Origin of the sequence: Burkholderia cepacia (assembly GCF_029962485.1) — a bacterium.
Classification (GTDB): Bacteria; Pseudomonadota; Gammaproteobacteria; order Burkholderiales; family Burkholderiaceae; genus Burkholderia.
Genome location: NZ_CP073638.1, coordinates 1,851,031 through 1,877,752, shown reverse-complemented (window position 1 = coordinate 1,877,752; position 26,722 = coordinate 1,851,031). Strand labels below are relative to the sequence as shown.

26 protein-coding genes and 1 pseudogene are annotated in these 26,722 nt (G+C 67.3%); 15 read left to right on the top strand and 12 right to left on the bottom strand.

The window, feature by feature from the left end:
* Positions 1 to 34 precede the first annotated feature (34 nt).
* Entirely contained in the window at positions 35 to 1,420 is a 1,386-nt protein-coding gene (locus KEC55_RS24770) for a PLP-dependent aminotransferase family protein (RefSeq protein ID WP_282507770.1), read from the bottom strand.
* A 163-nt stretch (positions 1,421 to 1,583) separates the two neighbouring features.
* On the opposite strand from KEC55_RS24770, the gene KEC55_RS24765 reads away from it, so the two are divergent.
* The 13 genes and pseudogenes from KEC55_RS24765 to KEC55_RS24705 all read left to right on the top strand — a co-directional run bounded on the left by KEC55_RS24765 (position 1,584) and on the right by KEC55_RS24705 (position 14,719).
* The gene (locus KEC55_RS24765) at positions 1,584 to 2,870 is read left to right on the top strand and encodes a hydroxymethylglutaryl-CoA reductase, degradative (protein ID WP_282507768.1); all 1,287 of its coding nucleotides are present in this window, start codon (positions 1,584 to 1,586) and stop codon (positions 2,868 to 2,870) included.
* A gap of 87 nt (positions 2,871 to 2,957) precedes the next feature.
* Positions 2,958 to 3,455 (top strand): hypothetical protein, encoded by a 498-nt coding sequence (locus KEC55_RS24760; protein WP_282507767.1) that lies wholly within the window; start codon positions 2,958 to 2,960, stop codon positions 3,453 to 3,455.
* A pseudogene (locus tag KEC55_RS24755) lies at positions 3,455 to 4,835 on the top strand (tripartite tricarboxylate transporter permease). The gene KEC55_RS24760 and the pseudogene KEC55_RS24755 overlap by 1 nt, the downstream one beginning before the upstream one ends.
* 258 nt (positions 4,836 to 5,093) lie before the next feature.
* Positions 5,094 to 6,137 (top strand): alpha/beta fold hydrolase, encoded by a 1,044-nt coding sequence (locus KEC55_RS24750; RefSeq protein WP_282507766.1) that lies wholly within the window; start codon positions 5,094 to 5,096, stop codon positions 6,135 to 6,137.
* The gene (locus KEC55_RS24745; protein ID WP_282507765.1) at positions 6,137 to 6,679 is read left to right on the top strand and encodes a cytochrome P460 family protein; all 543 of its coding nucleotides are present in this window, start codon (positions 6,137 to 6,139) and stop codon (positions 6,677 to 6,679) included. The genes KEC55_RS24750 and KEC55_RS24745 overlap by 1 nt, the downstream gene beginning before the upstream one ends.
* Positions 6,680 to 6,957: 278 nt before the next feature.
* A complete protein-coding gene (locus KEC55_RS24740; protein ID WP_282507764.1) occupies positions 6,958 to 7,284 on the top strand; it encodes a DUF4148 domain-containing protein in 327 nt (108 codons plus the stop codon).
* An 84-nt stretch (positions 7,285 to 7,368) separates the two neighbouring features.
* Positions 7,369 to 8,160: an alpha/beta fold hydrolase gene (locus tag KEC55_RS24735; protein WP_282507763.1), complete on the top strand. Its 792-nt coding sequence runs from the start codon at positions 7,369 to 7,371 to the stop codon at positions 8,158 to 8,160.
* A gap of 76 nt (positions 8,161 to 8,236) precedes the next feature.
* Positions 8,237 to 9,637 (top strand): amidase family protein, encoded by a 1,401-nt coding sequence (locus KEC55_RS24730; RefSeq protein ID WP_282507762.1) that lies wholly within the window; start codon positions 8,237 to 8,239, stop codon positions 9,635 to 9,637.
* Between the two features lie 367 nt (positions 9,638 to 10,004).
* Positions 10,005 to 10,475, top strand: coding sequence for a rhodanese-like domain-containing protein (locus tag KEC55_RS24725; RefSeq protein WP_282507761.1), 471 nt, complete (start codon positions 10,005 to 10,007; stop codon positions 10,473 to 10,475).
* 28 nt (positions 10,476 to 10,503) lie between these two features.
* Positions 10,504 to 11,445, top strand: coding sequence for a serine O-acetyltransferase EpsC (gene epsC / locus KEC55_RS24720; protein ID WP_282507760.1), 942 nt, complete (start codon positions 10,504 to 10,506; stop codon positions 11,443 to 11,445).
* A gap of 8 nt (positions 11,446 to 11,453) precedes the next feature.
* Positions 11,454 to 11,675, top strand: coding sequence for a helix-turn-helix domain-containing protein (locus tag KEC55_RS24715; RefSeq protein ID WP_059237663.1), 222 nt, complete (start codon positions 11,454 to 11,456; stop codon positions 11,673 to 11,675).
* Between the two features lie 136 nt (positions 11,676 to 11,811).
* Positions 11,812 to 12,744 carry a family 2A encapsulin nanocompartment shell protein gene (locus tag KEC55_RS24710; RefSeq protein WP_021156739.1) on the top strand — a complete coding sequence of 311 codons (933 nt, stop codon included), beginning with the start codon at positions 11,812 to 11,814 and terminating at the stop codon, positions 12,742 to 12,744.
* A complete protein-coding gene (locus KEC55_RS24705) occupies positions 12,719 to 14,719 on the top strand; it encodes a family 2A encapsulin nanocompartment cargo protein cysteine desulfurase (RefSeq protein ID WP_282507759.1) in 2,001 nt (666 codons plus the stop codon). Before KEC55_RS24710 ends, KEC55_RS24705 begins: the two co-directional genes overlap by 26 nt.
* 57 nt (positions 14,720 to 14,776) lie before the next feature.
* On the opposite strand, the gene KEC55_RS24700 is transcribed toward KEC55_RS24705, so the two are convergent.
* From KEC55_RS24700 to KEC55_RS24665, 8 genes are all read right to left on the bottom strand, one after another.
* Entirely contained in the window at positions 14,777 to 15,670 is an 894-nt protein-coding gene (locus KEC55_RS24700; RefSeq protein ID WP_348995494.1) for an acetylglutamate kinase, read from the bottom strand.
* 48 nt (positions 15,671 to 15,718) lie between these two features.
* The gene (locus tag KEC55_RS24695) at positions 15,719 to 16,240 is read right to left on the bottom strand and encodes a PTS sugar transporter subunit IIA (RefSeq protein WP_282507754.1); all 522 of its coding nucleotides are present in this window, start codon (positions 16,238 to 16,240) and stop codon (positions 15,719 to 15,721) included.
* Positions 16,241 to 16,371: 131 nt separating this feature from the next.
* Positions 16,372 to 16,590, bottom strand: coding sequence for a hypothetical protein (locus tag KEC55_RS24690; RefSeq protein ID WP_282507753.1), 219 nt, complete (start codon positions 16,588 to 16,590; stop codon positions 16,372 to 16,374).
* A gap of 58 nt (positions 16,591 to 16,648) precedes the next feature.
* Complete coding sequence (locus KEC55_RS24685) at positions 16,649 to 17,020, bottom strand: DUF6697 family protein (protein ID WP_282507752.1); 372 nt, start codon at positions 17,018 to 17,020, stop codon at positions 16,649 to 16,651.
* A gap of 517 nt (positions 17,021 to 17,537) precedes the next feature.
* Positions 17,538 to 18,152, bottom strand: coding sequence for a LysE family translocator (locus tag KEC55_RS24680; RefSeq protein WP_282507751.1), 615 nt, complete (start codon positions 18,150 to 18,152; stop codon positions 17,538 to 17,540).
* Positions 18,153 to 18,320: 168 nt separating this feature from the next.
* Positions 18,321 to 19,961, bottom strand: coding sequence for a chaperonin GroEL (groL, locus tag KEC55_RS24675; protein WP_282507750.1), 1,641 nt, complete (start codon positions 19,959 to 19,961; stop codon positions 18,321 to 18,323).
* Positions 19,962 to 19,973: 12 nt separating this feature from the next.
* On the bottom strand, positions 19,974 to 20,264 hold the full coding sequence (groES, locus tag KEC55_RS24670) for a co-chaperone GroES (protein WP_048248265.1): 291 nt from the start codon (positions 20,262 to 20,264) through the stop codon (positions 19,974 to 19,976).
* A gap of 142 nt (positions 20,265 to 20,406) precedes the next feature.
* Positions 20,407 to 21,690: an alpha/beta fold hydrolase gene (locus tag KEC55_RS24665; protein WP_282507749.1), complete on the bottom strand. Its 1,284-nt coding sequence runs from the start codon at positions 21,688 to 21,690 to the stop codon at positions 20,407 to 20,409.
* 376 nt (positions 21,691 to 22,066) lie between these two features.
* Between KEC55_RS24665 and KEC55_RS24660 the strand changes: the two genes are divergently transcribed.
* Positions 22,067 to 22,747 carry a class II aldolase/adducin family protein gene (locus KEC55_RS24660; RefSeq protein WP_282507747.1) on the top strand — a complete coding sequence of 227 codons (681 nt, stop codon included), beginning with the start codon at positions 22,067 to 22,069 and terminating at the stop codon, positions 22,745 to 22,747.
* A gap of 120 nt (positions 22,748 to 22,867) precedes the next feature.
* Positions 22,868 to 23,986, top strand: a complete 1,119-nt coding sequence (locus KEC55_RS24655; RefSeq protein ID WP_282507745.1) for a sigma-54 interaction domain-containing protein — start codon at positions 22,868 to 22,870, stop codon at positions 23,984 to 23,986.
* On the opposite strand, the gene KEC55_RS24650 is transcribed toward KEC55_RS24655, so the two are convergent.
* Genes KEC55_RS24650 through KEC55_RS24640 form a run of 3 tightly spaced genes read right to left on the bottom strand, consistent with a single transcriptional unit; the run spans position 23,977 to position 26,709 of the window.
* On the bottom strand, positions 23,977 to 24,765 hold the full coding sequence (locus KEC55_RS24650; RefSeq protein WP_282507744.1) for an ABC transporter permease: 789 nt from the start codon (positions 24,763 to 24,765) through the stop codon (positions 23,977 to 23,979). The two genes, KEC55_RS24655 and KEC55_RS24650, sit on opposite strands and share 10 nt — an antisense overlap.
* Positions 24,766 to 24,787: 22 nt before the next feature.
* Positions 24,788 to 25,603: an ABC transporter permease gene (locus KEC55_RS24645; RefSeq protein ID WP_282507743.1), complete on the bottom strand. Its 816-nt coding sequence runs from the start codon at positions 25,601 to 25,603 to the stop codon at positions 24,788 to 24,790.
* Positions 25,603 to 26,709, bottom strand: coding sequence for a PhnD/SsuA/transferrin family substrate-binding protein (locus tag KEC55_RS24640; protein ID WP_282507742.1), 1,107 nt, complete (start codon positions 26,707 to 26,709; stop codon positions 25,603 to 25,605). Before KEC55_RS24640 ends, KEC55_RS24645 begins: the two co-directional genes overlap by 1 nt.
* Positions 26,710 to 26,722: the final 13 nt, after the last annotated feature.

Genomic DNA, 26,722 nt, shown 5'->3' with positions numbered 1-26,722 from the left:
TGCGGGCCGGTGGTTGTGCGGCCCGCGTTCATTTCTACGCAACCGCACTCAACGCCTGCGCAAACCGCTTGTCCGCGAGATACGCGACATTGAACCGGCAATATTTCGACGGCCGATCGGCCTGCGGCGAAAACACCGCACCGGGCGCGAGGATCACGCCACGCTCGAGCATCGCCTGCGCAAGCTGCATCGAATCGGGCCAGCCGGGCAGCGCGGCCCACAGATACAGGTTCTGGTCACAGGGCCGATAGACCTCCGCACCGAGACGACCGAGCGCATCGAGCGCAGTGCCGGTCGCGCGCCGCAGCTTCTCCTGCAGATGATTCGTATGCCTGAGGAAGTGGCCGTCGCTGACGATCGCGTCGAGCGTGCGCTCGCAGTATTCCGAGCTGCTGACATGCGTCAGCATCTTCACGTCGGCGAGATCGCTGGCAAGCGCGGCGTTGCACGCCAGGAAGCCGACCCGCAGCGCAGCCGACACCGATTTCGAGAAACTGCCGATATAGATGGTCCGGCGCAGCTGGTCGAGCGTCGCGATGCGCGTGAGCGAGCGCGGCCGCAGGTCGGCGAGTGCATCGTCCTCGACGATGATCAGGTCGTGCGCGTCGGCGAGCTGCAAAATGCGGTGCGCCTTGGCCGCGCTCGTATCGGTCGCGGTCGGGTTGTGCCCGACCGATTGCGTGAAGAACAGCTTCGGCCGGTATTCGGCAATCAGTTCGGCCAGTTTCGCGACGTCGGGGCCGTCGATTTCGCGCGGCACGCCGACGATATTCGCGCCGCTCAGCTTCAGCTTGCCGAACAGCGGGTAGTAGCCGGGATCGTCGACGAGCACGGTGTCGCCGGGGCGCACGAAGTAGCGCAGCACGAGGTCCATCGCCTGGTTCGCGCCATGCGTGAGCACGATCTGCGCGGGCGGCGCCTCGATCTCGTAGCCGGCGAGCTTCTGCTGCAGCGACTGGCGCAGCGGCAGGTAGCCGAAGCGGCTGCCATAGCGGAACAGCGACGCGGCGCTCGTGCGCATGATGCGCTGCTGGTACTGGTTCAGCCGCGTTTCCTCGAGCCACTCGATCGGCGGGAAACCTTCGCCGAGATTGAGCACGTCGGGCTTCACATGTAGTTGCTCACGCATCAGCCACACGATGTCCATCGCGCGGTCGAGCGAGCTCGGCTCGTCGATCTCGGGGGCGGCCACGGCGCGGCGCGTGACGAAGAAGCCGGAGCCGCGGCGCGGCTCGATCAGGCCGTCGGCCGCGAGCATCTCGAACGCGCTGATCACGGTGTTCTTCGAGCAACCGGACGCCTCAGCGTATTCCCTGATGGAAGGCAGCTTCGCGCCGGCCGGCAACACGCCTTCCTCGATCTGTCTGGCGAGATTGTCCGCCATCGCGCCAGACAGGCTGGCTTTTGCACGCTGTTTCATCGGATTGTTCCGTCGGACCTGCCTACTGTCATGGGTACGGTTGGGTGACTGTCTGCGCGTTCTGTACCTTTTCAATGGGTACAGCGTGACTATTATTCGGCTATCCGCTGCCCGCCGCAAGCGCCGACGGGCGACACCGCCACCCTGAAACAGCAGACCCATCATGCCGACCGATTCCGCCTTGCCGAACTTCCGCTCGCTCACGCCCGAGCAACGTCTGTCCCACCTGTCCCGCGCCGTCGGGCTCGACGATGCCGAGTACGCGCTGCTCGCGAAACCCGGCGCGCTGCCGCTCGATACCGCGAACGGGATGATCGAGAACGTGATCGGCACGTTCGAGCTGCCGATGGCCGTGGCCGGTTACTTCCGGATCAATGACCGTGACGTGATCGTGCCGATGGCCGTCGAGGAGCCGTCGATCGTTGCGGCCGCCTCGTACATGGCGAAACTGTCCCGCGTGGCCGGCGGCTTCCGCACGTCGAGCAGCGGCCCGCTGATGCGCGCGCAGGTGCAGGTGATCGGCGTCGGCGATCCGTACGGCGCGCGGCTCGCGATCCTGCGGCACGCGGCCGAGCTGATCGCACTCGCGAACAGCCGCGACAAGGTGCTCGTCGGTCTCGGCGGCGGCTGCCGCGACATCGAGGTTCATGTATTCCCCGACACGCCGCGCGGCGCGATGGTCGTCGCGCACCTGATCGTCGACGTGCGCGACGCGATGGGCGCGAACACGGTGAACACGATGGCCGAAACCGTCGCAACGCGGATCGAAGCGATTACCGGGGGCCAGGTACGGTTGCGGATACTGTCCAACCTGGCGGATCTCCGGTTGGCGCGTGCAGAGGTACGGTACTCGGCCGCCACGCTTGCGACCGACGCCTATTCCGGCGAAGACGTGATCGACCGCGTGATCGACGCGTACGTGTTCGCGGCGACCGACCCGTACCGCGCGGCGACACACAACAAGGGCATCATGAACGGCATCGATCCGGTCGTGGTCGCGACCGGCAACGACTGGCGCGCGGTCGAGGCCGGCGCGCATGCGTACGCGAGCCGCAGCGGTCGCTATACGTCGCTGACCACGTGGGAGAAGGCCGCCAACGGCGATCTCGTCGGCACGATCGAGATGCCGATGCCGGTCGGGCTCGTCGGCGGCGCGACGAAGACGCATCCGCTCGCGCGTCTCGCGCTGAAGATCATGAACGTGACGTCCGCACAGGAACTCGGTGAAATTGCGGTCGCGGTCGGGCTTGCGCAGAATCTCGGTGCGCTGCGTGCGCTCGCGACCGAAGGCATCCAGCGTGGCCACATGGCGCTGCATGCGCGCAACATCGCCGTCGCGGCGGGTGCGACCGGCGCGGACATCGACCGGATCGCGCAGCAGATGGTCGCGGCGAAAGACGTGCGCACCGACTTCGCGGTCGAGTTGCTCGCGGGCCGCAGCGGCGGCTGACGCGCGGACTGCGCGCCGCGCGATACGTGCGGCGTGCAGCGCGCCACGCCGGCCAGACCGGCGACATATCAATCCAGGAGGAGACACATGGAACAGACCGGTTCAAGCGCGGTCGCAACCGCGCCGCATCGCGCGCGGCAGTTGGCCGGCGCCGATGCGGCGGCCTCGACGCTCGTCGAGGTGTGGGGCGACACGGTGGCGACGAAACATCTTGCGTGGTCGGTGCTGCTCGGCATCGCGATCAGCCTCGGCGCGTTCGAGATCGGCCGCGTCGTGCTCGCATCGTTCGTCCACGACGTGGCGATTGCGCGTGCTTACGCGATGCTGATCGGCCTCGGCGGCTGCCTGCTGGCCGGCACGATCTGCGCGGTGCTGTTCAAGCCGAAGCGCACGGTGATCGAACATGCGGCCGGCGGCGCGGAGCGCGACGAGGCGCTCCGGCAGCTCGCGGAAGCATCGGGCGGGCTGGGCTCGACGAGCGACCTGTCGGCCAGCGCGCGTGCCGAGATGGAGGAACTCGGGTTGCTCGACTTGTTCGCGTCGTACGACGCATCGTCCGGGCGCGCACGCGCGGGAGGCCGCTGATGGACGCACTGCTGCATGCGCTGCCGGCCGCGTTCGCGATGGGGCTGCTCGGCGCGATCGTGTTCTCGGGCATCGGGTTGATCTCCGGCACCGACGAAACGACGACGATCGCGCCGCTTACATTGCTCGTCGCGCTGCTCGGCGTGCCGCCGGCCGGCGTCTTCACGTTCTTCCTCGCCGGTGCGGTGGCCAAGCACATCACGCATTCGATCCCGACCGCGCTGCTCGGCATTCCCGGCGACACGATGGCCGCACCGCTGCTGCAGCAGGCGACGCTGTTGCGTGCGCTCGGCGTGCCGCACATCGCGCTGCGCAAGATGATCTCGGGCGCGATCGTCGCCGCGTTCGTCGCGCTGCCGCTCGCGGTGCTGTTCGCGTCGCTGCTCGCGCCGTTTGGCGCCGCGATCGCGAAGGCCGCGCCGTGGGTGTTCCTCGCGGCGGCCATCGGCATCGCGTACTTCTCCGCGGGGCGCTGGGCATCGGTGCTGCTGCTCGTGCCGTTCGTGATGCTGGTGGTCGGGCTGCAGGCGCTGACGGGCCACTACGGCGTGAAGCTGAGCGTCAGCTACTTCCTCGGGATCGCGATCGGGCCGCTGGTGGCCGACCTGTTCTCGATCCTGTCGCCGGCCGAGCGGCGGCGCATGCGCCGCGACGGGCCGTCGACGTTCGTGCTCGCACCCGACGTGAAAAGCTGGCGCGGCTATTTCCCGAATCCGCTGAAGGTGCTCGACCGCGAGCAGGTCGCATGGACGGTCGGCACGGCCGCCGTGTCGAGCGCGACCTTCGTGTTCAGCCCGGTCGCGATGACGGTGCTGATGGGCGAGATCGTCGGCGCGCGTGTGCGTCACGCTTATCAGCGCCTGACGACGGTGATCGCCGCGCGTAACGGTGTGACGGAGGCGACCTACATCGCCGAGGCGCTGATTCCGCTGATTGCGTTCGGGTTGCCGCTGAGCCCCGGTGGCGGCCGGGCCGGCCGCGCCGCTGTTCAATGCGCCGCCGCGCTTCACGGTCGATGCGGCGAGCGGGCAGATCCACAACCTGCATACGTTGATGAGCTGGCCCGAGTTCCTCGGCTACGGGCTGCTGTCGATCCTGCTGGCCGCGCTGATCGCATATCCGCTCGCGATGCACCATGCGCACCGCGCGGCGTCGTTCGTTGCGCGCAAGCTGAGCCACGAGGCGATCATCGCGACCTTCGCGGGGCTGATCGTCGTGATCGGCGTCTGGGAAGGGCAGTTGCTGGGGCTCGCCGTGATCGTGACGATCGGCCTGTTCGGCGGGATGCTGTCGCGCCTGTTCGCGTTCAACACGGGCGTGCAGTTCATGGGCTACTACGTCGCGGTGCTCAGTGTGCCCGCGATCGCCAAGCTGTTCTGACGTACCGGCGCACGGGCGCCGCGTGTGCCGCGCGGCCGCCCGACAGCGTCGTTTCTCGCGTGATTTTTGAATCGCTGTGTGTCGTGTTCGCACACGGATACGTTGGGATACAAAGCCTCCGGATGGTTCGGATATAAAACCGGTGAAGCGATTCACACGGCGGCGCGGTGCCATGCGCCGCCGCTGCGAACGGCGACACCTGATTGCCCGCACGTGCCGCGGGCCTCTTCCTTAGCGATCGACAATGGAGAACGAGTCATGCCTGATACCGTGAACACCCGCCGCCGCCTGATCCTGGGCACGACGCTGGCGAGCCTGAGCCTCGCCGACCTCGGGTTCAGCGCGCTGGCGCGTGCGCAGTCCGCCCCTGATGCATCGACCGGGAAGCGTGCAGCCGGCGTGTCGTCGTTGGGCACGATCCACCAGATCGACGCAGGCGTGCTCAACGTCGGGTATGCGGATCTCGGGCCGAAGAAGGGCCCCGTGGTGTTCCTGCTGCACGGCTGGCCGTACGACATCTACAGCTACGCGGAAGTCGCGCCGCTGCTCGTCAAGGCGGGTTATCGCGTGATCGTGCCGTACCTGCGCGGCTACGGTTCGACGACGTTTCGCTCGGCCGACACGGTGCGCAACGGCCAGCAGGCCGTGACGGCCGTCGACATCGTCGCGCTGATGGATGCGCTGAAAATCGACAGTGCCGTGTTCGGCGGCTACGACTGGGGTGCGCGCACGGCCGACATCATCGCGGCGCTGTGGCCGCAGCGCGTGAAGGCGCTGGTGTCGGTAAGCGGCTACCTGATCGGCAGCCAGGAGGCGAACCGCAAGCCGCTGCCGCCGCAGGCCGAATTCCAGTGGTGGTACCAGTTCTACTTCACGACCGAGCGCGGCGAACTCGGCTACACGGCGAACCGCGATGCGTTCAACAAGCTGATCTGGCAACTCGCGTCGCCGAAGTGGCAGTTCTCCGACGAAACCTATGCGCGTTCGGCCGCGTCGTTCCAGAACCCCGATCACGTGGCCGTCGTGATTCACAACTATCGCTGGCGCCTCGGGCTCGCGAAGGGCGAAGCGCAATACGACGACATCGAGCGGCGTCTGGCGGCCGGACCGGCGATCACGGTGCCGACGATCACGATGGAAGGCGATGCGAACGGCGCGCCGCATCCGGAACCGGCCGCGTACGCGAAGAAATTCACCGGCAAGTACCAGCACCGGACGATCACCGGCGGCATCGGCCATAACCTGCCGCAGGAAGCGCCGCAGGCGTTTGCCGATGCGATCCTGCAAGTGGAGCATCTCTGATGCGGGCTGGCATGGGCGTAGTGCAGCGCGGCGCGCGCCGCGTGCTCGTCGCGGGCGTGCTGCTGGGCGGCGCGCTGTCGGCGAGCGGGCCGGCCGCGTTCGCGGAGCAACCGAAGCCGGCCGCGGCTGCATCGCCGATCTACGGCGTGACGATCCCGCCTGGGTACCGGAAGTGGGAAATGGTCGCACCGGCCGAGGAGGCCGCGCCGCTCGACGAACTGCGCGTGGTGCTCGGCAACCCCGTTGCGATCCGCGCGCTCGAACAGGCGACGCTGCCGTTTCCGGACGGCACGATCCTCGTGAAGCTTGCGTACAAGCGCAAGCAGTCCGACGAGTTCGCGTCGGCGACAGTACCCGGCAAGGCGACGACCGTGCAGGTGATGGTGAAGGATTCGCGCCGCTATGCGTCGACGGGCGGTTGGGGCTTCGGGCGCTTCATCAACGGCGTGCCGGCCGATATCGGCCAGCATCAGACGTGCTTTGCGTGTCACCAGGCATTGGTGAAGAACCATGACTACGTGTTCACGCGGCTTGCACCGTGACGTGAAACGACGATGTGAGATCGATGGAAAAAGCGTGCCGTGCGAGGCACGCTTTTTTTATGGTGCGTGGGCGTGAACGCGCGCATCGGCAAGCGGGTTTGTATCGCACTGTATCTGCGGGCGCTCCTGAAAAACTGGCATGCAGAAAGCACCGGTTCCGGAAACATGGCGGATACGTGGGCGGGTTCTACTGTCGACATGCAGCAAACGTTCGGTGCCAGACGTTCGCACCGGATGCCAAGTGATCGACACCTCAACTTCCGTCAAGGAGAACTCTCATGAAAGCCGCTCGAATCCTCGCCGTTGCCGTCCTCGCCGTCGCTCCCGTTTTGTCGTTCGCCGATACCGGCCACAGCCTCACGCGTGCCGACGTGCGTGCCGAACTCGTCCGCCTCGAACAGGCCGGCTACAACCCGGCACGTAGCGAGCCGCACTACCCGGAAGACGTTATCGCCGCGCTGCAGGTGGCGCGTTCCGACCAGAACGGCCCGTCGAAGTCGCAAGGCGACAACGTGGCCGATGCGTCGACGCCTGCCGGCCATCGCGACTCGGCGCAATCGCGCGCCGCACGGAATGCGGCCGACGACCTGTACGCGCATTCGTGATCGGGTGCCGCGCCTGTTGCATGCAGGCGCGGCCTTCGGTGCAGCACTTCATTTGAACAACACGACAGAGAAAGGAGCATGACGATGGCCGGTTTGATGAAACGCGTTCTGGTGTCCGCCGCGGTGATCGGCGGATTGTTCGGTGCGGTCGCGGCGCAGGCTGCGCCGACGAAGGACCTTAAGGGCACGAACGTCGTGCTCGTACACGGCGCGTTCGCTGACGGGTCGAGCTGGAACCGCGTGATTCCGCTGCTCGAGGCACGCGGGCTGCACGTGGTGTCGGTGCAGAATCCGCTGAGCTCGCTCGCCGACGATGCGGCCGCGACGAAGCGCACGATCGACGAGCAGAGGGGGCCGGTCGTGCTGGTTGGCCATTCATGGGCCGGCGTCGTGATCAGCGATGCCGGCAACAACGACAAGGTGAAGTCGCTCGTGTACGTCGCGGCGTTCGCGCCCGACAACGGCCAGTCGATCGCCGATGTCACGCAAGGATTGCCGGCGCCGGCATGGGCCGGCGAGCTGCACAAGGATGCAGGCGGTTTCGCCCGGCTGTCGGACAAGGCGATCGCGCAGGATTTCGCGCCGGACTTGCCGCCTGCGCAACAGCGCATCGTTGCCGCGACCCAGGGGCCGTGGTATAGCGGTTGCATTTCGGAGAAGGTCTCACAGGCCGCGTGGCATGCGAAGCCATCGACGTTCGTCGTCGCGACGCAGGACAAGATGATCGATCCTGCGCTGCAGGAAACGATGGCGAAGCGGATCGGCGCGACGGTTGCGCGTGTGAACGGCAGCCATGTCGCGATGCTGAGCCAGCCGAAGGCCGTGGCCGACGCGATCATCGCGGCCGCCGAACGCGCGAAGCAGGATACGCAGTGAGTGAACACGGTGCCGTGCTTTCGTGAGGAAGCGCGGCACCGGGAACGTTTGTGATGTCTTTCCACCAGGAGAAGTCATGACCGAACTCTGGCAACTGTCCGCAACCGAACTCGCGAAACGCGTGCGTCAGCGTGAAGTGTCCGCGCGCGAAGTGGCGGACGCCGTGCTCGATCGTCTCGATGCAGTGAATCCGGCGATCAATGCGGTGGTCGAACACCGCCCCGACGACGTGCGGCGGCAGGCCGACGAAGTCGATCGCGCGCTCGCGCGTGGCGACGATCCGGGGCCGCTCGCGGGCGTGCCCGTCACCGTGAAGATCAACATCGATCAGGCGGGATTTGCGACGACCAACGGCACACGCCTGCAGGAAAACCTGATCGCACAGGCCGACAGCCCGGTGGTCGCCAATATCCGGAAGGCTGGCGGAATCCTGCTGGGCCGCACCAATTCACCGACGTTCGCATTGCGTTGGTTCACGTCGAATCTCGTACATGGCCACACGCGCAATCCGCGCAACGTGTCGCTGACGCCGGGCGGATCGAGCGGCGGTGCGGCGGCCGCGGTGGCGGCCGGGATCGGCCCGCTTGCGGTCGGTACCGACATCGGCGGCTCGGTGCGCTACCCGGCGTATGCGTGTGGCGTGCACGGGATCCGGCCGTCGCTCGGCCGCGTGCCGGCGTTCAATGCGTCGTCGCCCGAGCGTGCGGTCGGCGCGCAGCTGATGTCGACGGCGGGGCCGATCGCGCGCACGATCGACGACTTGTCGCTCGCGCTGCGTGCATTCGCTGCGCCGGACCCGCGCGATCCATGGAATGTGGCTGTGCCGTTCGACGGGCACGAGGTGCCGAAGCGCGCGGCGCTGTGCGTGCGCCCGGGCGGCTTGCAGGTCGTGCCCGACGTGGAGGCCGCGTTGCGTGATGCCGCGCGCCGGCTGGTCGACGCGGGCTGGACCGTCGACGAGATCGACGATACGCCGCCGATGCGCGAAGCTGCGTTGCTGCAGGAACAGCTATGGCTCGGCGACGGTTTCGATGCGTTGGCGAATTCGGTCGAGAAGGACGGCGATCCGGGCGCGGCGGCGGTGATTGCCGCGGTGCGCGGCAAGGTGCGTGACCTGCCGGCCGACGTGATCAGCCGGGCGCTGGTCCGGCGTACGACGCTGACGCGACAATGGCGGCTGTTTCTCGACGCGTATCCGGTGTTGCTGCTGCCCGTCTCATCGGAACTGCCGTTCGCCGACGATCTCGACCGCCAGGAGCCGGACGGCTTCGAGCGCGTGTGGGAAGCGCAACTCACGTTGCGCGCGCTGCCCGCGATGGGGCTGCCGGGGCTGGCCGTCACGACGTCGCTCGTGAACGGCGTGCCGGTGGGCGTGCAGGTGGTGGCTACGCATCATCGCGAGGATCTGTGTCTGCTCGCAGGGCGCGATATCGAAGCGCGTGGCGTGTCGATCGCGCCGGTCGATCCGGTGTCGTGATGGTTTGATGGGCGCGTGCGTCGGCGATGCGCGTGCCATTCTCGACTGCCCGTTCGTTCCATTTCGGATTCCATGACAACGCGGCGTGCGCCGCGTTGATCGTCTCTCTTTTCCTTTCAAAACCCTTCGGTGCATGACATCGAACGGTCCTCGCCCTGCATTTCCAGCCCGCCAGTGAGCCCGCGCCGATAGCGCGCGTCTGCTATTGCATTCCCCGCGGCGCTGATTAGGAAATGAATTTTTATTGGTTCTGCTTACCCGAGCGCACTCGCATAGTGGCGCTGACGGCTATAGACAGCACGCAAGCTGCAACGGCCGAATTCCCGGTGTTTTTGTTCATACGAATCTACGAAAACAAGGAAGTGTCATGACGGTTGGACTGGAAGAACGAACCGCTGCACAGCAGGCGCTCGAAGACGCGCGCGCGGCGGCGGTGGCGGCCGGCACGCCCTATGCGGGTGGCGTTGCGCCGGAAGCCGCGTGGGCGTTGTTCTCGGCCGGCGATGCATTGCTGGTGGATGTACGCACGGCGGAGGAACGGAAATTCGTCGGCCACGTGCCGGAGTCGCTGCATGTGCCGTGGGCGACCGGCACGAGCCTGACGCGCAACCCGCGCTTCGTGCGCGAGCTGGAAGCGAAGACCGGCAAGGAGGCCGTCGTGCTGTTGTTGTGCCGCAGCGGAAACCGCTCGGCGCAGGCGGCCGAGGCCGCGACAAAGGGCGGTTTCACGCAGGTATTCAATGTGCTCGAAGGCTTCGAGGGTGACCTCGACGAGCGGCAGCATCGCGGTAGCCAGAACGGTTGGCGCTTGCGTGGCCTGCCGTGGGCGCAGGACTGATTCACGGCCGGGACAGGGAGAAAGCAGCATGGCCGCATTTGACATCGACGACATCGTTCAATCGCTGCAGACGGTGCGCCGCGCGTGGCGCGAGAAGCAGCGGCGCTCGCTCGAACCGGGTGGGCGCGACCTGCCTGCGCGCGAAGCGCTTGCGCAGATCATCGGCGCGCTGAAGGGCGTGCTGTTTCCGATGCGGCTCGGGCCGCCGGATCTTCGGCAGGAAAGCGAGAACTTCCACGTGGCCCATGCGCTCGACGCGGCGTTGAATGCGCTGCTCGCGCAGGTGACGCTCGAATTGCGTTACGCCGCGCGCCAGCGCAATGCCGACGGGCCGCCGCCCGATCGCGTCGATGACGTCGCGTCGAAAGCCGTGCAGGCCTTTGCCGCGCGATTGCCCGAGATCCGCCGGCTGCTCGACAGCGACGTGCTGGCCGCGTTCCACGGCGATCCGGCGGCCGGCAGCGTCGACGAGGTGCTGCTGTGCTACCCGGGCATCCTCGCGATGATCCATCACCGGCTCGCGCACGAGCTGTACGGCCTCGGCCTGCCGCTGCTTGCGCGGATCATCGCCGAACAGGCGCATGCGGAAACGGGCATCGACATTCATCCGGGCGCGCGTATCGGCGCGGGCTTCTTCATCGATCACGGCACGGGTGTGGTGATCGGCGAAACGGCGATCATCGGCGAGCGCGTGCGCGTGTACCAGGCTGTCACGCTCGGCGCGAAGCGCTTCCCGCGCGATGCGGCCGGCCATCTGGAGAAAGGGCTCGCACGCCATCCGATCGTCGAGGACGACGTCGTGATCTATGCGGGCGCGACCATTCTCGGCCGCGTGACGATCGGGCGCGGCGCGGTGATCGGCGGCAACGTGTGGCTCACGCAGGACGTGCCGGCCGGCGAAAACGTCACGCAGGCCGTGCTGCGCAGCGAAGCGAACGCCGTGCCGCGCGCGGCGGCGCGGGTTGCCTAGGAGGCGCGATGAGCGACCTCATCCATCACTTCGGCGCCAACGTGCGCAAGCTGCGCGAAGCCCGCACGTGGTCGCAGGAGCAGCTGGCCGAGCACGCGGGGTTGAACCGTTCGTATGTCGGCGAGATCGAGCGTGGCGAGGCGATCGCGTCGATCGTCACGGCCGACAAGATCGCGCGCGCGTTCGACGTTTCGATCTCGATGCTGCTGCCGGGCGTGTACGTCACCTGAGGCCGCGTCGCACCGTTTCCCGTTCGGTTGCACCGCCTGACGGCTATAGCATGTTGAGCCGGCAGGGGCGTGCTTCCGATAATCACCCAGCGTCATAAGCAATCCCGTTTTTCATCTTAAGAACCCGGAGCCACACATGTCGACCGTTGCAAGCGGCACGGCCGCGCTGAGCGATCACGCCGCCCGCCAACTAGCGAACGCTACCAAGACCGTCCCCCAGCTTTCCACGATCACGCCGCGCTGGCTGACCCATCTGCTGCAATGGGTGCCGGTCGAGGCTGGCATCTATCGCCTGAACCAGGTGAAGAACCCGGAAGCCGTGCGCGCTGCGTGCACGCAGCTCGAGGACGAAAGCGTGCTGCCGCAGACCTTCGTGCCGTACGAGGAACAGCCGCGCGAATACTTCCTGAATGCGGTCAGCACGGTGCTCGACGTGCATACGCGGATCTCCGATCTTTACAGCAGTCCTCATGACCAGATCAAGGAACAGCTGCGCCTGACGATCGAGACGATCAAGGAGCTGCAGGAAAGCCAGTTGATCAACAACCCCGACTACGGGCTGCTCGCGAATGTGACGGACGACCAGCGGATCTTCCCGCTGACGGGCGCGCCGACGCCGGACGATCTCGACGAGCTGCTGACGAAGGTGTGGAAGGAGCCGGCGTTCTTCCTCACGCACCCGCTCGCGATCGCTGCGTTCGGCCGCGAATGCACACGGCGCGGCGTGCCGCCGCCGACGGTCAGCCTGTTCGGTTCGCAGTTCCTCACGTGGCGTGGCATTCCGCTGATCCCGTCGGACAAGGTGCCCGTTGCGGACGGCAAGACCAAGATCCTGCTGCTGCGCGTCGGCGACAAGCGCCAGGGCGTCGTCGGCCTGTATCAGCCGGGCGTCGCGGGCGAGCAGGGCCCGGGCCTGTCGGTGCGCTTCATGGGGATCAACAACCAGGCGATCGCGTCGTACCTGATCTCGCTGTATTGCTCGCTCGCGGTCCATTCGCCGGATGCGCTGGCTGTCCTCGATGACGTCGAAATCGCCAAGTTCCATGACTATCCCGACACCTACCGTTAATCCCGGCCTGGCCGGCGGCGACGCGCACGCGCTGCCGCACGCGCCGCTGCCGGCAGGGTTGCCCGACCCGGCAACGCTCGCGCGGCTCGCGTCGGAGTTCTTCGCGACGCCGCCCGGGCAGGCCACCGCGCCCGGGCTGTCGGCCGGCAGCGGTGCGGCCGGCGGCGTGCCGTCCGCGTTGCCGGCGGCCGCGCCGATCCTCGCGTCGGTCAGCAACCCGGTGCCGGGCGGCTCGCCGCTCGCGGGCCCGGGCGGAGCGGGCACCGGCGTGCCGGGGCTCGCGCTGCCGCAAGGAAAAGTGCCCGGCGCGAACCTCGCGCCGTCCGCGCCGACGCATGTGCTGTCGCTCGGCAACCGCGCACCGGCGCTTGCGCCGCATGCGGCCGCGCAGAACGGGCTGCCCGACAACGTCGTGTCGATCGCGCCCGCGCTCGAACCGCGTGTCGGCGGCGCGGCGCTCGGCGTGCCGCAGGTGAATGCGCCGGCACCGGAAGGTGCGGCTAAGGCGTCGCCGTACTACTTCACCGACGGTTCGCTGCAGGGCTGGCAGGCGACGCCGCAGGACATCGTCGTGCCGTCGAACGGCCTAGCGTCGCCGGAAGCGTTCGGGCTGCCGGGCGACGATGCGTTGCGCGAGCTGCTCGCCGTGCATCGCGACGTGCCGGTGTCGCGTGCATCGGGCGCCGACGTGCCGCGTTACTTCATCGACGATACGCATGCAGCTGAGCCTCAAGGTCAGTTGTATCGCGGTGCGCATCCGCCGTTCGACGTGAACGCGATTCGCCGCGATTTCCCGATCCTGCAGGAGCGCGTGAACGGCAAGCAGCTCGTCTGGTTCGACAACGCGGCGACGACGCACAAGCCGCAGGCCGTGATCGACCGGCTCGCCTACTTCTACGCACACGAGAACTCGAACATTCACCGTGCGGCACATGCCCTGGCCGGCCGCGCGACGGATGCCTACGAGCATGCGCGGGAAACGGTGCAGCGCTTCATCGGCGCATCGTCGCCCGACGAGATCGTGTTCGTGCGCGGCACGACCGAGGCGATCAACCTGATCGCGAAGTCGTGGGGCGTGCAGAACGTCGGCGAAGGCGACGAGATCATCGTATCGAACCTCGAGCATCACGCGAACATCGTGCCGTGGCAGCAGCTTGCCGCGCAGAAAGGCGCGAAGCTGCGCGTGATTCCGGTCGACGATTCGGGGCAGGTGCTGCTCGACGAATACCGGAAGCTGCTCAACGACCGCACGAAGATCGTGTCCGTAACGCAGGTGTCGAACGCGCTCGGCACGGTCGTGCCGGTGAAGGAGATCGTCGAGCTTGCGCATCGCGCGGGCGCGAAGGCGCTCGTCGACGGCGCGCAGTCGATCTCGCACATACGCGTCGACGTGCAGGCGCTCGATGCGGATTTCTTCGTGTTCTCCGGGCACAAGATCTACGGGCCGACCGGTATCGGCGTTGTATACGGCAAGCGCGCGATCCTCGAAGACATGCCGCCGTGGCAAGGCGGCGGCAACATGATCGCGGACGTGACGTTCGAGCGCACGGTGTTTCAGCCGCCGCCCAATCGTTTCGAGGCCGGCACCGGCAACATCGCCGATGCGGTGGGGCTCGGCGCGGCGCTCGACTACGTGAACCGCGTCGGCATCGAGAACATCGCGCGTTACGAGCACGACCTGCTCGCGTATGCGACGAGCGTGCTCGCGCCGGTGCCGGGCGTGCGGCTCGTCGGCACTGCGCGCGACAAGGCGAGCGTGCTGTCGTTCGTGTTGAAGGGCTATGAAACCGAGGAGGTCGGACAGGCGCTGAACGAAGAGGGCATCGCGGTGCGCTCGGGGCATCACTGCGCACAGCCGATCCTGCGGCGTTTCGGGCTTGAGGCGACAGTGCGCCCGTCGCTTGCGTTCTACAACACGTGCGACGAGGTCGATGCACTCGTGCGTGTCGTGCGGCGACTGGCGACGCGTCGTTGAGGTTGCACGCTTGCGGCGGCCTTTTCGGGTCGCCGCAAGCGCTTTCTTGCTACCCGGTCAGAACCGTACGACCGGTTTCTTCTCGACGCTGAATCCGTCGCGCAGCACGCACGCGGAATCGGCGAAGTAGCGGCGGGTTTCCGACAGCAGGTCGGTGTTGCCGCGCCGACAGAACACCACGCCCGATCCTTCCTCCGTCAACAGTTCGTCGATCAGCGATTCGGGTTGCCCGATATCGGCGAGGTGGACGTTCTGCACGCCATGCGCGAGTGCATCGAGCGCTTCCCGCACGCAAGGCGCCGCGTCGGCGGCCGGATGCTCGGCGAGCCATTGTTCGAGTTCCGTGATGCCGTACAGCCCGGCAAGTTCGCCAAGCTCGTGCAGCAACGCGCTGCCGACCATCATCACGAGCGTGACGGCACCCGTGCGTTGCGCGAACAGGCTGCCGAGGCGTTCCGGGCGCAGCAGGCGATCGTGACCCGTGTCGTCCGGTGCGACCGGCATCACGACGGGCACCAGTCCGTTTTCCAGAAAGGCATTCAACGCGGCGCCGTCGAACCGCGTGACCGCGCTCGTGTTGGCGCGGTCGGGTTCCGCGCTGGCGACCAGCAGGCCGCCGTCGTGACCGTCGATGCCGATCGCCCTGGCGCCGTGGCTGCCGATCAGGCGCACCAGTTCATGATTCACGCCGGCCATCGCGGCGTGCGCGGTGTGGACCGATTGCGTCTCGAACGCGGCCGGTCGGCCCTGGACGACGATCGGGCGAACGCCGGTGAGTGCGAGCAGCGCGACATCCTGCGCGAAGGCCGCGCGGGTGCGCGCATCGTTCGCGGCGCCATCGTCGACGATGACGACGGTCTGCCCGTGCAGGGCCTGCATGAACGGCAGCGAGCGGGCCAGGCCGGCTACGCGCCGCGACGCAATAGTGGGACTTTCAGGGTCTGGGAACATGGGAATCCGAAAGGATGAAGGGAGTGCCTGTCGCCGCGTCGTGCGGCATCAGTGGGTGTGTTGCATCAACCGGTGAATGTCGCCGGGCGTCTGCGCGTCGCGCGACGCCTGCCGGAACGCGCGCTCGCTGAAACATCGCGCCGCGTCGGCGAGCAGTTCGAGGTGCGCGCGGTCGTCCGCTTGCGGCAGGACCAGCACGATGAATTCGCGCACGGGTTTGCGGTCCGGTGCGTTGAACGTGAACGGGTACAGCGCGCGAACGAACAGTGCGACGGCCGAGCCGAGCCCGTCGACGCGCGCATGCGGAATCGCGACGCCCTGGCCGAGACCGGTCGAGCCGAGCTGCTCGCGCCTGACGAGTTCGGTCCGGATCCGTTCGGCGGACACGCCGCTCGTGCGCTCGATATGGCGCGCGACAAGGTCGAACAGCTGGATCGCGCTTTCCACCGGGACGTCGAGCAGGATGTGCTCCGGCGGACACGCGTCGGCCAGCCGCGTCGCGAGTGGTGTGCCGCTGCGTCGGTGGGGAAGGTCGGGTTGGCCGCCGGCGGCGGCCTGCTGCGTTTGCATGCGGATCTCTCCGTGTCGGGATGACAGGGAAATCCTAGACAAAACCGCGTAAAGACGGTGTCAGAGACGTAGGGGCGCGGTATTAAAATTTCGTATCGATCGCTGTTGGAACCGAGCCCGATACGGGCGCCTCAGGTACCCGACAGCACAAACGGCAACGTCGTCAGCAGAAAGACCGAAATGCCGACGACCGGCGCACCGAACGCGATCGCCGCGAACGCCACCGCGGCGCTGGTCAGCACGAGCGTTCTCGACACCCGGCGGTGCCGGTCGTGCGCGATTGTCCTGTTGTCGCGGACTGCATCGGTCCGCGCGCCGATCACGTGTTTCCAGAACGTCAGGCCAAGCATGATTGCTCCTGTATGAAAGACGACGGGGACGCGGCGCGCGATGCGCCGCGCAAGCGTGTCAGCTGCGCTTGAGCTTGAGCACGCGCGAGATCTGCGCGGCGGTGAAGCCGCTGTTGCGCACGTAAGGCGCACAGTCGAGCGGCGCCGTGAGCGATTCGCAGACGACGTACTGTCCGACGAAGCGGTAGGCGTCGGTTGCCGTCTTGATGAACACCGGAATCGCATCGCGTTGCGCGGCGAGCGTCCTGCCGGCCGAGCGCGCGGACGCGCTGCCGTCGCAGAGGATGACGTCGGGCGCGTGCGGGTTGAGGTCCGTGCGCAGGCAGGCGGCCACGACCTTGCCGTTCTTCGTCGGCAGGAATCCCTGCTTGCTGCCGCCGCAGGCGGTGTGGATGAATTCGCGTGTGTACTGCTTGTCGATCTCGAACATGAACTGGCTCCGAAAACGGGAATTTCCCGGAATGAAATCAGGAATGCAAAGTAAATGGACCGGATCGGCGGATCGATGATGCGTCGTTGCACGCGATATGCCGCGCACACAGGATCGAGCGCACGCTTCGCGATGCGCGGTTATCGCATCGACGTCGTGTTCAGGCGTGCACGGGAATGACTACGGCGCGCACCGTCCGCCAGGCGGCAGGACGGTGGCTCGGGGAAGCGAGACGCAGGCGTCCTGCCTGTCAGGCAGAAAAGCAACTCGGAGGGCGAGGACTTCGGATGCGCATGATGCGTGCTCGGTGATGGATGGCGAACTCATTCTAGTGAACGTATTCGCGGGCGCAAGTAAAAAGGTCGTAAAGGTACGTAATGCACCCGCTACGTGCACGGCCAGAGATGCGCGCTGGTGCGGCAAGGTGTGCCCTGGAACGTGTAGTTCGCGCCGCCGCTGGCCCACAGCCATGCGCCTGAACGGTCGGCATGACCATGAGCGGAACGTGCGCCGCGAATCAGCGTCCAGCCAGCATCCTTCCGCCAACGCCCATCAGCAGCAGCCCGGCCGTAGTATCGAGCACGGCCTTGCGCCGGACCAGCAGCCGGCGTACGGAAGGATGCGACGCAAGCAGCGCCATCGCGCAATACCACGCGGCGGAGATCGCGACCGACAGCGCGACGACTGCGAGATCGAGCCAAGCGGGCGCCTGGGTCGGCACCATCAGCGCGAAGATACTGCCGTAGAACGCGACGGATTTCGGGTTGGTCATGCTGACGACATAGCCCTTTTTCGCCGCGTTCCAGTCGGACGCAGCAGCCGGCGTGGAAACGGGCAGCGGCTTGCGCGCCGTCACGACCATTTTCAGGCCGAGCCAGATCAGATACGCGGCGCCCGCGAGCCGCAGCGCGGTGTGGACCCATGCAACGTGCGTCACGAGCAGGCTCAGCCCGGCAATCGCGATCGCGGCCCAGGTGCCGGACGCGGCGGCGAGGCCGAGCCCCGTCATCACACCCGCGCGGCGCGACACGACCGCGGTCGACGTGACGATCACGAAGTTCGGGCCGGGGCTGGCGACGCTCAGCAGCAGGACGCCGGCGAGCGGGAGCAGGGTGTTGACGGTGGTCGACATGGCGTGGAGGGCGGTAGCGGCAGACGGGCTTTCATCTTACCCGAGCGCGGTAACGGCCACGCATACGGCCGATTCCAAAGAAAAACGCGTGACGACTTCCGTCGCCACGCGTTTCATGTTCCGGCAAGACCGCGCGCACGCCGGCGAACCAGCGCGCACCGTCCATCATCAGAAATCGAACCCCGGCCCGCCCGCGCCCGGGCCGCCCGGGCCGGCGACCGGCGCGGCATCCTTCGGCGCTTCGAACACGGTCGCATCGGTCGTCAGCAGCAGCCCGGCCACCGACGCCGCGTTCTGCAGCGCCGTGCGCGTGACCTTGGTCGGATCGAGCACGCCCGACTCGACGAGATCGCCGTACTCGCCCGTCTGCGCGTTGTAGCCGAAGTTGCCCGTGCCTTCCGCGACCTTCGCGACGACGACGCTCGCTTCCTCGCCCGCATTCGTGACGATCTGGCGCAGCGGTTCCTCGAGCGCGCGCAGCACGATCTTGATGCCGGCATCCTGGTCGGCGTTCACGCCTTTCAGTTCTCGGATCGCCTGCCGCACGCGGATCAGCGCGACGCCGCCGCCCGGCACGATGCCTTCCTCGACGGCCGCGCGCGTCGCGTGCAGCGCGTCGTCGACGCGGTCCTTCTTCTCCTTCACTTCGATTTCGGTGGCACCGCCGACCTTGATCACCGCGACGCCGCCCGCGAGCTTCGCGACGCGTTCCTGCAGCTTCTCGCGATCGTAATCCGACGTCGCTTCGTCGATCTGCACGCGGATCTGCTTCACGCGTGCCTCGATGTTCTTCGCGTCGCCCGCGCCGTCGATCACGGTCGTATTTTCCTTGCCGACCTCGATGCGCTTCGCCTGGCCAAGCTCGGCGAGCGTCGCCTTTTCGAGCGTCAGGCCCGTTTCCTCGGCGATCACCTGCCCGCCGGTGAGGATCGCGATGTCCTCGAGCAGCGCCTTGCGGCGATCGCCGAAGCCCGGCGCCTTGACCGCGACCGTCTTCAGGATCCCGCGGATGTTGTTCACGACGAGCGTCGCGAGCGCTTCGCCTTCGACGTCTTCCGCGATGATCAGCAGCGGGCGGCCCGACTTCGCAACCTGTTCGAGCACCGGCAGCAGGTCGCGGATGTTCGAGATCTTCTTGTCGTGCAGCAGGATGTACGGACTTTCGATCTCGGCGACCTGCTTCTCCGGATTGTTGATGAAGTACGGCGACAGGTAGCCGCGATCGAACTGCAGCCCTTCGACGACGTCGAGCTCGTCGGCGAGCGACTTGCCGTCTTCGACGGTGATCACGCCTTCCTTGCCGACGCGGTCGATCGCTTCGGCGATGCGCTGGCCGATCGATTCCTCGCCGTTCGCGGAGATCGTCGCGACCTGCGCGATTTCCTTGCTCGTGGTGGTCGGCTTGCTGATCTTCTTCAGCTCCTCGACGGCCGCTGCGACGGCCTTGTCGATGCCGCGCTTCAGGTCGAGCGGGTTGAGCCCGGCCGCCACGTATTTCTGGCCTTCGCGAACGATCGCCTGCGCGAGCACGGTGGCCGTCGTCGTGCCGTCGCCGGCAGCGTCGCTGGTGCGCGACGCGACTTCCTTCACGAGCTGCGCGCCGATGTTCTGCAGCTTGTCCGCGAGTTCGATTTCCTTCGCGACCGACACGCCGTCCTTCGTGACGACGGGGGCGCCGAAGCTGCGTTCGAGCACGACGTTGCGGCCCTTCGGCCCGAGCGTGACCTTCACCGCGTTCGCGAGAATGTTCACGCCTTCGGTCAGCTTCGAGCGTGCGATGTCACTGAAAATGATTTCCTTGGCTGCCATGATTGCGCTCCGTTATTGATTGACGACCGCGACGATGTCTTCCTCGCGCAGCACGAGAAACTCGTTGCCGTCCACTTTGACGGCCTGGCCCGCGTATTTGCCGAACAGCACGCGCTCGCCGACCTGCAGGTCGAGCACGATGCGCTGGCCGTCCGCATCCTTGCGGCCGGGGCCGACGGCGATCACTTCGCCCTGATCGGGCTTTTCGGCGGCGCTGTCGGGGATCACGATGCCCGACGCGGTGGTGGTTTCCTGGTCGAGTCGCTTCACGATCACGCGGTCGTGCAAGGGGCGTAGGCTCATTTTTTCGTCCTGTGCTGTTCTGTCCGGATTGGCTGGCACTCTTTAACAGAGAGTGCTGACGAGTATAAAAATGCGCGGCGGCGCGATCCAATAACGGATTTGCACAAGCATTCGCGCCGTCGTGCAAAGCGCCGGAAGCCGGCTATTGCGACACGGCCTGCTGCGCGACCGGCGAGCAGAGCGGGCGGATCGTCTCGCCGGCCAGCACGCGCTTCACGAACGGAATCGAATCGGCTAGCGACGCGTTCACGGTGCCGTTGTGCTCGCGGCCCGCATACAGGTGCGCCTCGACGGTCGTGCCGGCCGCGCACGCATCCTTCGCGAGCGCGAGTTCGAGCGGCGCCAGCCCGTCGTCGGCGCCCGCGCCGATGAAGACGGGCGTGGCGATCTTCAGCGTCGGGTATTTCAGGTAGTCGTCCCACCACGCCTGCAGCCGCGCATCGCCGCCGGGCTTCACCGTGTTCGCATGCGTAAGGTGTGCGAGCGCCGCGTCGTCTTCGAGCGACGCGAGGCAACCGATGCGCGCCTGTTCGAGGATCGGCAGCGCGCGGTCGGTCAGCACTTCGTCGGCGCGCAACGAAGGGTCGATCTGCTGCGCGGACAGCACCGAGTAGAACTGGTACGCGAGTGTCGGATCGACGCGCTCGGCATCGCGCCGGTAGGCCGTCTCGAACTTCGGCAGCGAAGCGAGCGTGGCGCGCGACGCGTTGTAGATCGTCCCGGTCGCGACGGTCGCGCGGATCGCGAGTTCGGGCGCATAGGTGGGCGCGTAGCCGGCCGCCGCGAACACGGCCGAGCCGCCTTGCGACTGGCCGACGAGCACGATTTCGTTCGCGAGGCCCGGCACGCCGCCGAGCACCGCGCGCACGCTGTCGAGCAGCGTGTAGCTGTTCGAACGATTGTTGAGCTGCGGATTCGGGCCGGGCGTGCCAAGACCCTGGTAATCGGTCGCGACCACCGCGAATCCTTGCTGAAGCCATGCATTCAGGTAGCGCACGTCGCGATACGAACGGCCGAACCAGGAGGGCGCACAGATGTCGACCATCCCGAACGTGCCGTGTGCCCATGCGACGATCGGCCAGCCGCCCGCCGGCGGTTGGCCGCGTGGCACGAACAGCGCGCCCGACACGGCGATCGGCGTGTGGCCGCCGACACCGTCGGTCGAGGCATACAGGATGCGCAGTTGCTGCCCGGCGCTCGCGAGCCCGAGGGTCGCGGGCAGCGGTTCGGTGCGCAGCAGCGCGCCGGGCGTGGCCGGAATGTCGTGGTCCCACGTGTAGAACGCCGACACGCGGCCGTCGCCCTGCAACGGATCAGGTGCGGGAACGCGGCCGGGTGAAGCCGCGTGCGAAATGACGGTGGAAGCGGCGAGTGCCGAGACGAGTAGCGTGCGTGCGGCGAGGCCGCGCAGGGGAAGAAGCGTCATGGTCGGATGAAGGTCGATAAGATCGGATGCGCCGTGCAAGGCAGGTGCGGGTCGACCACGACGCAAGTTTTGAACCAGCGGGCGCGTTGCGCAAGCCGCGCGCGGTGTGACGGGCAATCGATCCGCATCGCACGGATCGCGCATGCGTACCGGCTGCGCGTCGTGCAGCAATCACGGTCGGCTGGTTGTTGCTCCCGCAACAGACGCATACACAAGGACGGCACCGCGCGAGTCACGCATCGCGCGCCCGTGCCGCACCAGCCGGCCTGCGCCGTGCGCCTTGCGCGGCTGGCACGATTGCTGCTGATCCGGTGGCCGTGCGTCGCGGTGTTGCGATGCAAGCGCTTCCGTCCACCCGATCAAGGAAACCGTCCTCATGTCCGTCACCCAAGCCATCGACAGCGGCGAACTCGTGGCATTCGTCGAGCGCGCCACGCGCGAATTCACGCAGGCCGCGCGCGTGCTGAAGGAAACCCACACGCTGTCCGCGACCAACACGTTCCAGGCGTTTCAGCGCGTGCCGGGCACGGAACTCGTCGTCGCGCTGTCGGCGCCGAGCCCGTGGGCTGCGTCCCAGGAGATCCAGCCCGTCGTCGTGACGCTCGATGGCGACGTACTGCACGGCGATGCGCGCGCGGGCGGCAATGGCCCGCGCTACGCGGGCGTGTTCCGCGAGGCTCCGGATGTCGACGTCGTGATTCACGTACACGGCCCGTACCTCGGTGCATGGGCGAGCGCGCATCGTCCGCTGCCGATCCGCTATGCGCCGGCCGCGCGCTACACGCGCGCCCGCGAGATTCCGGTGTATGTCGATCGCCGTCCCGGCGAGCCGCGCTTCATCGTCGACACGATCCGGCGCGATCCCGAGGTGCCGGCGATCATCGAGGCGAACGGCGGGGCGACGTTCTGGGGCAAGTCGATCATCGACGTGTCGAAGTACATCCTGATTCTCGAGGAAGCGGCGTATTTCCAGGCACTTGCGGAACCGCTCGGCGGCTCGCTCGACTTCGGGCCGGGCGCGCTCGAACAGCAATGGAAGATGACCGGCCTTGCATGACGCCGAGCGGCGGCCGGCGCAATCCGGCCGCCGTCATACCGATAGCTCGATGAATTGGTTCGTGGCCGGCGCGCGTCTTGCTATCGTCGAACCTTCCCCGTTCAACACGCCGGTCGTGCCATGGCCATCTTCAGCTTGCCGGACCCGACTTCGCACGCGATCACGATCCGCGCGAAGGCACTGACGTTCGACGATCCCAAATCGCGGGTGCTGCTCGAACGCATCCAGCTCGTCGCGCCGAGCGATGCGACGGTGCTCGTCACCGGCGAAAGCGGCACCGGCAAGGAGCTGATCGCGCGCCTCGTGCATTCGCTGAGCGAGCGCCATGACGGCCCGTTCGTCGCGGTCAACTGCGGTGCGTTTTCGGAAACGCTGATCGAAAGCGAACTGTTCGGCCACGAGCGCGGCGCGTTCACCGGTGCGATCAACAGCCAGCCCGGCTGGTTCGAATCCGCGAATCGCGGCACGCTTTTTCTCGATGAAGTGGGCGACCTGCCGCTGTCCGCGCAGGTCAAGCTGCTGCGCGTGCTGCAGGAGCGCGAGGTGACGCCGGTCGGCTCGCGCAAGACCGTGAAGATCGACGTGCGGCTCGTCGCGGCGACCAACGTGAATCTCGAAGCCGCGGTGCGCGCGGGCAATTTCCGTGAGGATCTGTACTACCGGCTCAACGTCGTGAAACTGAGCCTGCTGCCGCTGCGCGAGCGGCCCGGCGACATTGCACCGCTGATCGAGCACTTCATCGACACCTATGCGAAGCGGCTGCGCGTGACCGCGCCGACGCTGACCGACGCCGCGCGCGCACGGCTGCACGCGCACGCGTGGCCGGGCAATATCCGCGAACTCGAAAACGTGATCCACCACGCGATGCTGATCTGCGCGGGCGGAGCGATCGACGTCGGCGACCTGCAGTTCTCGGCGCTGTCGCTTGCGCCCGACACGACCAATGCGCCGGGCGTGGCCGCGGCGCCTCCGCGCCGTGCGCGCGACGTGGCCGAAGCGACCGATGCGCTGCGTCACGCGGTGATCGAGCTGCTGGATCTCGGCACGCCGGCGCTGTGGCAGCACATCGAGGACACCGTCTACCGCAGCGTGTTCGACTACAGCGAGCACAACCAGCTGCGCATGTCACGCCTGCTCGACCAGTCGCGCAACATCGTGCGCGCACGGCTCGCGCAGCTCGGCATCCTGAAACCGCGCGACGCGAGCGACGCCGACGCGCGGCTGCGACGTCAGGCGTGATCGCGCCAGCGCAGCGCGCGCCGCGCGATCCGCTCGCATAACGCGCTCATCCCGACGGCCAGCGTCGTCACACCCAGGACGCATACGAGCAGCACGTCGGCGCGTGCGCCGGCCTGCGCGTTCTGCATCAGGCTGCCGACCCCGGCTCCCGTGTTGAACAGCAGCTCGCTGCTGGTCGCGGTGATCCACGCGAACGGCACGGCCTGCAGGACGCCCGCGAACAGGTCGGGCAACGCACCCGGAATCAGCACGTCGCGCCACAGGCCGATGCGCGTCAGCCGATACGACTGCGCAAGCTCGACATAACGCGGATCGACGCGGCGCAGCCCGTCGAAGCTGGCGGTGGTCATCGGGTAGAACGCGGCGAGCGCGATGATGAACACCTTCGCGAACTCGCCGGTGCCGGCCCACAGGCTCAGCAGCGGAATCAGCCCGAGCAGCGGCACGTAACGCAGCGCCTGGAACGCCGGTTCGGCGAGCTTGCGTGCGAGCGTCGAACGCGCCATCGCCGCGCCGAACAGCAGCCCGACCGCGACGCCGGATGCCAGCCCGAGCGTCGTGCGGCGCAGGCTTGCGCCGAGATCGGTCGCGAGCTCGCCGCTGCGGACGAGTTCGACGAACGCTGCAGCGACCTGCTGCAGCGGCACGAATGCGTATTGATGGGCCGCGTCGCCGGACGATGCGATTTGCCATGCGGCAACCAGCAAGGCCGGTACGACGAGGCCGCGCGCGCGGCGGCGCAGCGGGGCGAACGAGAAAGCACGGGTAGCGAAGGTCATGCCGAAGCGGTTCCAGTCAAAGTCAGCGCGTGGGTGACTGCCAGCGCAATGCGTAGCGCTGCACGAGCGCGATCGATCGGTCGAGCGCGAAGCCGATCAAGCCGATCACCGCGACGTCGACGAGCACCACGTCGAGCCGCAGCATCTGCCGCGCGAGTTCCATCATCTGGCCGATTCCGCTATCGGCACTGAGCAGCTCGACCGCGACGAGCGCGAGCCACGCGCGCGCGAGCGCGATCCGCACGCCCGTCAGCAGCGGCGGCAACGCGGCCGGCAGCAGCACGTCGCGCAGCAGCGCGAAGCGGCCGAGCCCGTAGTGGCGTGCCATCTCGACGAGATCGCGCGGCGCGTCGTGCACGCCCGTGTACGCGGCCAGCGCGACCGGGAAGAACACGGCCTTGCCGACGACGACGAGCTTCAATGGTTCGTCGACACCGATCAGCAGGATCAGCAGCGGGATCAGCGTGAGCGTCGGCACTTGCCGCAGCAGGTCGAACGTCGGCCGCAGATAGTCGGAGAACAGCCGGCTGCGTGCGAGCAGGATGCCGAACGCTGCGCCGCCGGTTGCGCCGAGCGAGAAACCGAGCGCGAGGCGGTGCAGCGTGATCAGAAGGTTGTCGTGTAGCTCGCCGGTGTCGAGCAGCGCAAGCAACGTCGCCGCGAGCCGGTCGGGCGGCACGACGAGCTGCGGCGGAAACCAGCGCTGCGCGCTTGCAAGCCACCACAGCGCGGCGAATGCGGCGGGCGTGACCCACCACAGCGCGTGCTCGCCGAGCCGCGCGATGCCGGGCAGGCGGACCGCGCGCGAGCCGTTCCGCGAGAGGGCGCGCGCCGGCATCAGCGGTTCGCGACGCGCGTGGCGTCGGCGCGCCAGTAGCCGTCGAGGCCGAGCTGCTTGAGCGCGGTCGCGACGAAGGTCGGTGCGAGCAACGCGTTCACGTCGACCGGCGCGGACGTCAGGCCGGCCTGGCGGCTGTACGCGACGACGTCGCGGTAGTGGCCGGTCAGCGCCGGCGTGAAGAGCGGCGTCCATTGCTCTTTCCACGGCGTCGATTCGTCCGCGTATTCGCGGCGCACCACGTTTTCGGGCTGGCCCGATGCGCTCAGGATCTTCACGTAGGCGTCGCGGTTCTGCGGCTGCGAGATCCAGTGCGCGGCGCGCACGTAGGCCGTCGCGACGAGCTGCGTGATGTCCGGGTAGCGTCGTACGAAATCGTCGGACGCCCACAGTTCCGAGCGCATCTTCCAGTCGTCGGGCGCGGTCTTGGTCGACCAGATGATCTTGCCGACATTTTTGTCGACGAGCGAATACGCGTCGGACAGCGTGAAGAAGCCGTCGACGCGGCCGGCCGCGACGGCCGCCGCGCCGGCCTGCGGATCGAGGTTGTAGATCTTGAAGTCGGACAGCTTCAGCCCGTTCTCGGCGAGCAGCTTGCTGAACGTGACTTCCCATGGCCGGCCGCGATTGAGCGCGATGCGCTTGCCCTTCAGGTCGACGATCGATTTCGCGGCCGAGCCGGCCGGCACGACGAGATACGTGTTGCTGCCGACGCCGCCCGGCACGATCAGGCGCGTGTGCGTGCCCGATGCGTTGACGACGACCGACGGCAGGTCGCCGTAGCCCGCGAAATCGATGCTGCCGTTCGTGAATGCCTCGTTGACGAGCGTGCCGACCGCCGCGGTCGACACGGGCACCCATTGCAGCTTCACGTGCCGGGCGGCGAGCGCTTTCTCGAGCGACTTGTCGGCGTCGATCAATGCGGAGGCGCCTGCATATTGCGTCTTGCCGCCGCTCGAATACGCGACGACGGCGATGCGTACGACCTTGGGGGCGTCTTGCGCATGCGCGGCTGGTGCCGCGAGCGATGCGGCGGCCAGCGGCAGCGCGGCGAGCAGTGTGCGGAGCTGGCGGTGCAGCACGGCGAGGGAAAGCGTGTGTTTCATGATGGTCCCGAAC

Coding starts and splice junctions, on each gene's coding strand:
- KEC55_RS24770 (WP_282507770.1), bottom strand. CDS start 1,420: ATGAAACAGCGTGCAAAAGCCAGCCTGTCTGGCGCGATGGCGGACAAT.
- KEC55_RS24765 (WP_282507768.1), top strand. CDS start 1,584: ATGCCGACCGATTCCGCCTTGCCGAACTTCCGCTCGCTCACGCCCGAG.
- KEC55_RS24760 (WP_282507767.1), top strand. CDS start 2,958: ATGGAACAGACCGGTTCAAGCGCGGTCGCAACCGCGCCGCATCGCGCG.
- KEC55_RS24750 (WP_282507766.1), top strand. CDS start 5,094: ATGCCTGATACCGTGAACACCCGCCGCCGCCTGATCCTGGGCACGACG.
- KEC55_RS24745 (WP_282507765.1), top strand. CDS start 6,137: ATGCGGGCTGGCATGGGCGTAGTGCAGCGCGGCGCGCGCCGCGTGCTC.
- KEC55_RS24740 (WP_282507764.1), top strand. CDS start 6,958: ATGAAAGCCGCTCGAATCCTCGCCGTTGCCGTCCTCGCCGTCGCTCCC.
- KEC55_RS24735 (WP_282507763.1), top strand. CDS start 7,369: ATGGCCGGTTTGATGAAACGCGTTCTGGTGTCCGCCGCGGTGATCGGC.
- KEC55_RS24730 (WP_282507762.1), top strand. CDS start 8,237: ATGACCGAACTCTGGCAACTGTCCGCAACCGAACTCGCGAAACGCGTG.
- KEC55_RS24725 (WP_282507761.1), top strand. CDS start 10,005: ATGACGGTTGGACTGGAAGAACGAACCGCTGCACAGCAGGCGCTCGAA.
- epsC (WP_282507760.1), top strand. CDS start 10,504: ATGGCCGCATTTGACATCGACGACATCGTTCAATCGCTGCAGACGGTG.
- KEC55_RS24715 (WP_059237663.1), top strand. CDS start 11,454: ATGAGCGACCTCATCCATCACTTCGGCGCCAACGTGCGCAAGCTGCGC.
- KEC55_RS24710 (WP_021156739.1), top strand. CDS start 11,812: ATGTCGACCGTTGCAAGCGGCACGGCCGCGCTGAGCGATCACGCCGCC.
- KEC55_RS24705 (WP_282507759.1), top strand. CDS start 12,719: ATGACTATCCCGACACCTACCGTTAATCCCGGCCTGGCCGGCGGCGAC.
- KEC55_RS24700 (WP_348995494.1), bottom strand. CDS start 15,670: ATGTTCCCAGACCCTGAAAGTCCCACTATTGCGTCGCGGCGCGTAGCC.
- KEC55_RS24695 (WP_282507754.1), bottom strand. CDS start 16,240: ATGCAAACGCAGCAGGCCGCCGCCGGCGGCCAACCCGACCTTCCCCAC.
- KEC55_RS24690 (WP_282507753.1), bottom strand. CDS start 16,590: ATGCTTGGCCTGACGTTCTGGAAACACGTGATCGGCGCGCGGACCGAT.
- KEC55_RS24685 (WP_282507752.1), bottom strand. CDS start 17,020: ATGTTCGAGATCGACAAGCAGTACACACGCGAATTCATCCACACCGCC.
- KEC55_RS24680 (WP_282507751.1), bottom strand. CDS start 18,152: ATGTCGACCACCGTCAACACCCTGCTCCCGCTCGCCGGCGTCCTGCTG.
- groL (WP_282507750.1), bottom strand. CDS start 19,961: ATGGCAGCCAAGGAAATCATTTTCAGTGACATCGCACGCTCGAAGCTG.
- groES (WP_048248265.1), bottom strand. CDS start 20,264: ATGAGCCTACGCCCCTTGCACGACCGCGTGATCGTGAAGCGACTCGAC.
- KEC55_RS24665 (WP_282507749.1), bottom strand. CDS start 21,690: ATGACGCTTCTTCCCCTGCGCGGCCTCGCCGCACGCACGCTACTCGTC.
- KEC55_RS24660 (WP_282507747.1), top strand. CDS start 22,067: ATGTCCGTCACCCAAGCCATCGACAGCGGCGAACTCGTGGCATTCGTC.
- KEC55_RS24655 (WP_282507745.1), top strand. CDS start 22,868: ATGGCCATCTTCAGCTTGCCGGACCCGACTTCGCACGCGATCACGATC.
- KEC55_RS24650 (WP_282507744.1), bottom strand. CDS start 24,765: ATGACCTTCGCTACCCGTGCTTTCTCGTTCGCCCCGCTGCGCCGCCGC.
- KEC55_RS24645 (WP_282507743.1), bottom strand. CDS start 25,603: ATGCCGGCGCGCGCCCTCTCGCGGAACGGCTCGCGCGCGGTCCGCCTG.
- KEC55_RS24640 (WP_282507742.1), bottom strand. CDS start 26,709: ATGAAACACACGCTTTCCCTCGCCGTGCTGCACCGCCAGCTCCGCACA.